At 60.4% G+C, this 3,859-nt stretch carries 4 protein-coding genes; 1 reads left to right on the top strand and 3 read right to left on the bottom strand.

Annotated elements, in window-relative coordinates; translation table 11 throughout:
• Positions 1 to 426 (top strand): GNAT family N-acetyltransferase (locus tag ACHFGA_RS04555; protein WP_394281243.1); only part of this gene is annotated, 426 nt, incomplete at its 5' end.
• On the opposite strand, the gene ACHFGA_RS04550 is transcribed toward ACHFGA_RS04555, so the two are convergent.
• The 3 genes from ACHFGA_RS04550 to ACHFGA_RS04540 all read right to left on the bottom strand — a co-directional run bounded on the left by ACHFGA_RS04550 (position 407) and on the right by ACHFGA_RS04540 (position 3,656).
• A complete protein-coding gene (locus ACHFGA_RS04550) occupies positions 407 to 736 on the bottom strand; it encodes a helix-turn-helix domain-containing protein (protein WP_394281242.1) in 330 nt (109 codons plus the stop codon). The genes ACHFGA_RS04555 and ACHFGA_RS04550 overlap by 20 nt on opposite strands.
• Positions 737 to 769: 33 nt before the next feature.
• Entirely contained in the window at positions 770 to 1,972 is a 1,203-nt protein-coding gene (gene purT, locus ACHFGA_RS04545; RefSeq protein ID WP_394281241.1) for a formate-dependent phosphoribosylglycinamide formyltransferase, read from the bottom strand.
• A gap of 97 nt (positions 1,973 to 2,069) precedes the next feature.
• Positions 2,070 to 3,656: a YPDG domain-containing protein gene (locus tag ACHFGA_RS04540; protein WP_394281240.1), complete on the bottom strand. Its 1,587-nt coding sequence runs from the start codon at positions 3,654 to 3,656 to the stop codon at positions 2,070 to 2,072.
• Positions 3,657 to 3,859: the final 203 nt, after the last annotated feature.

Below are 3,859 nucleotides of genomic sequence, written 5' to 3'. Positions count from 1 at the left end.
CGCGTCGACGTCTTTGTGCATGAGCAGCAGACGCCGTACGCCGAGATCGATGACACCGACGCGCTCCAGGACACCCGCCACATCCTGGCGTGGCGCCGCGGTGGCACCGACAATGAGCTCATGGGGGTCGCCCGCGTTTTCCCTACCGACGATGCAACGGTGCTCGGGCGCCTCGTCGTCAAGCCTGAATTCCGCGGGACCGGGTTGTCGCAACAGCTGATGCGCAGCGCGCTGACCTACGCTTTTGAGGATGAGCCGGGCAAGGACGTCACCTTGGAGGCCCAGGCGGAGCTAACCGGTTTTTATGGCGCGTTTGGGTTCGTACCTGAGGGCGAGCTTTACGACGATACCGGCACCCCGCATCAGAAAATGCGGATGACGGCGGCGCAGCTCGCCCAATATGTGCTCAAGGGTGCTTCAAAATAAAATACGAGGCGAGCATGCGGTCAAGTTCTACGTACTCCGCAAGTTTCTCCTCCAGATCGCTGATGCCTGAACCCCTTGAGGGTCGCGCCGCGCACTGAACGCCTTCAGGCAAACCTTCTTCTTTTAAGAAAAAATAGATCGGCTGCCCCGTTGCTTCCGCGATCTGTCCTAATTCGTCAAGACTCGGGATCTTCCTCCCATGAAGGATCCGGGAGATAGAGGGTTGACTAATCTCGGTGGCTTCCGCCAACGCAGATTGGCTCATGTTTGCGGTACTCATCGCTGTTTGTACACGGTTTGCTACCGTCATCTTCCTCACCTCCTGAATAGAAATTTAGTGAAATCAAGGCCCGACCGTAATCGCGCGGTCGGCTGCTTCCGCCCTTTCGCGGGCCTGCTCGATCGTGTCAGCGGTGGACACCACGATGCCCATGCGCCGGCCGCGGTAGCCGGTCGGCTTGCCGAAGAAGCGCACATTCGTCTCGGGGATCTCCAGCGCGTCAGCGACACCCCGGTAGCTCACGGTGTCCGTGTCTTCCAGTGCGTGCACGCACCTTCCCGCCCCCGGCGAGATCAAAGTCACGTCGATGGGCAGGCCCATGATGGCGCGCGCGTGCAAATCAAACTCGGAGAAGCGCTGGGTGGCCGTCGTGAGGGAGCCGGTGTCGTGCGGGCGCGGGCTTACCGACGAAAAGTAGACATCGTCACCCGCGACAAAGAGCTCGACACCGTAGACACCACGCCCGCCCATCGCATTAGTGATGCGCGCGGCCATGGAGCGCGCATTATCCATCGCACCTTCGCTCATCGGCGCGGGCTGCCAGAATTCCACGAGCCGTCCGTGGGAGTATCGCCTACCTATGGGTTCGCAGAACCAGGTGGCTAGTTCGCCGGTGTTGGGGTCGATGGAGCGTACCGCGAGGATCGTCACCTCATAGTCGAAGTCGACGAAGCGTTCCACCACCACTTGCGGGTCGATGGAGTCTGGCTCATATGCGTCGTGCCAGGCACGCGCGATCTCATCTGGGCTCTGGACCAGCGTATGTCCTTGCCCAGAGGTGGAGATCGCCGGCTTCACGATGCACGGGAACCCGAGTTCCTCAGCTGCGTCTTCCGCTTCTTCCACGCTGGCCGCAAAGCGGTAGGCGGTCGTCGGCAAGCCCAGCTCTTCTACCGCTACCCGGCGAATCCCCTCGCGCGAGACCGTCAGCTCGCAGGCCTTGGCGGAAGGCACGACCACCGCGCGCCCGTCTTCCTCTGCGCGGCGCAGCGCCTCGGTCGCGACGGTTTCGATCTCCGGGACGATGAAGTCCGGCTGGATCTTCTCGATCAGCATGTCCACCTGGTGCGGATCGCAGACATCGGCGAGGTAGGAGAAGTGCGCCGACTGGTGCGCCGGCGCGTGCTCATAGCGGTCGACGGCGTGCACCTCCAGGCCGAGCCTCTGGAAAGCCAGGGTGAGTTCCTTGCCGATCTCGCCGCTGCCCAGAAGCAGAACCTTGGTGGCGTTCTCGGTCATAGGTGTACCAAGTGGTGTATTGCGCATATCCCGCATTATCCCATAGATAAACGATGACGCCGCCCGGCCCCCGTTGTACGCGGGTTCAAGCGGCGTCTGTGTGTTTCGCGTTGCTTAACGACGATTACTCCTGCGAGGAGGGACCAGCTGGAGTCTCGTTGCGCTGAATTCCTTCTGACCCGTAGGTGTTTCCTGAAGAGCCCTGCAGTGAGGAGGTGGCCTGCAGTGGATCGTCTGGGGTGCAGGCATCGTAGATCATGGTGCCGGCGAGTACGCCCATCGCGACCATCGTGACACCGATCGCCGCATCAGCTGCGTAGGGGGCCACTTCGCGCAGCTTCGCGTTGAAGCGCAGCGCATAATCGGCTGCCTCGCGGTCGAAGATGCCGAGGTCCATCTGCAGCTTGTTGTTGTTGGCGATGAACCAGGCATCGATCTCATCCACCAGCGTCTTCAGGCCGGGGATGTTGATCTGGGTTGCCAGGCCCAGCGGGAGCAGTGCCAGCAACGGCAGGCCGTAGTTGACCACGCTCTGCACGCACTTTTCCCTGTCGACCTGCGGGGTATCGTCCGGGCGGGAATCAATAAGCGCAGCAATCTCCTCGCCCAGATCCATATCGGCGGGCTTGACGGTGATATTAACGGTCTCGGTCTGCTCAGTGCCATCGGTGAAGATGAACTTGACGTCGACGGTGTAATTGCCCGGCGCGGTCTCTGGATCGGTGACGATCTCCATCGCACCGGTCTTCCGGTCCACCTTCACGGTCGACCCCTCGGGGAGGGTGTTTCCAGCCTCTTTGAACTTCGTCCGCTGTGGCGCTTCATTCTTTTCGACGACATCGGTGGTCGCATCGTCGAAAAGCGGCGCGTCTACGTAAATGGGCGCACCTGCTGGGCCGGCCACATCCTCGTAGCCGCCGACCCACCGCTCCTCGTCCTTAGGCGTTTCGACGACGCCTGGGACCTCGATGTGGTCGGTGGTGCCGTCGTCTTGAGGTTGAGAAACCCTGAAATTGCACATGCGGACGTACGTGTGGGTCCGCTTCGCGGTGTAGGTCTGGCTGACGGCCACGGTGCGTGCTTCTTGAAGATTAGGGGGCGCAATGCGGATTCCCGCGTCCCGTCCGTGAGCACTCTCGCCCGTCTTGGACGCTTTGATGCCTACGCGCGAGATGGAGTTGGTTCGGTGGTTCATCTCGAACGCGCCGTACTTCATCGAGGTCTCGAGGATCTCGGTTTTACTGCCCTGGCCCAGGGAGAGCTCAACGGAGTGCTTGCTCACGTCGAAGTCAGTCTTGGACATATCAAACGCGTACACACCCTGCTGGCCCAGTCGGCTGTGCGTTTTCGTGACGTAGTACTCGGACCAGGAGCCATTGGTCTTCTGGTAACGCAGGTAGATCGGGGTGCCCTCTGGGACAGCTACGTTGATCTGGTCGCTCTGGCGGGCGGTGCCAGAGACCATGTTCTTAAATTCGTCTGCGCTTAAGTCAAACTCTGAAGCGATCTCAGGGGTCTCCGCAATCAAGTCTGCCTGAATGGCGCCAGCATGGGAGGTGCCAGCTGATCGCGTCTGCGCCTGCGCGGCGGGGAGGCTGCCGCCTAGTGGGGAATCCGGGACTACGGTCCCTGCACTAAAAACCAAAGAAAAGGCAAGTGCGGCCGTTGCCACAGTTCTTCTCCGGCGACGACGTGGGGTGGAGGGAATCACGGTTCTCAACCTTTCGCTGTGTACATATCACATATCAAGAAAACCTTAACAGGAATGGCGGTTATATTCACCGCCTCCTTAAAAACGCAGGCAATTATCCAGATGATAGTACAGCTTTCAGCGAAAAAGATGCTGCGCGCCTAAGAGAAACTTAGCGATCCATCACGTCGTGGCGCACGATGGTCTGATCACGGCCAGGTCCC

The sequence above is a fragment of the Corynebacterium sp. genome (genome assembly GCF_043426755.1).
Taxonomy (GTDB): Bacteria; Actinomycetota; Actinomycetes; order Mycobacteriales; family Mycobacteriaceae; genus Corynebacterium.
The sequence above is the reverse complement of the archived record's forward strand: the minus strand, read 5'-3'. Positions and strand labels throughout refer to the sequence as shown.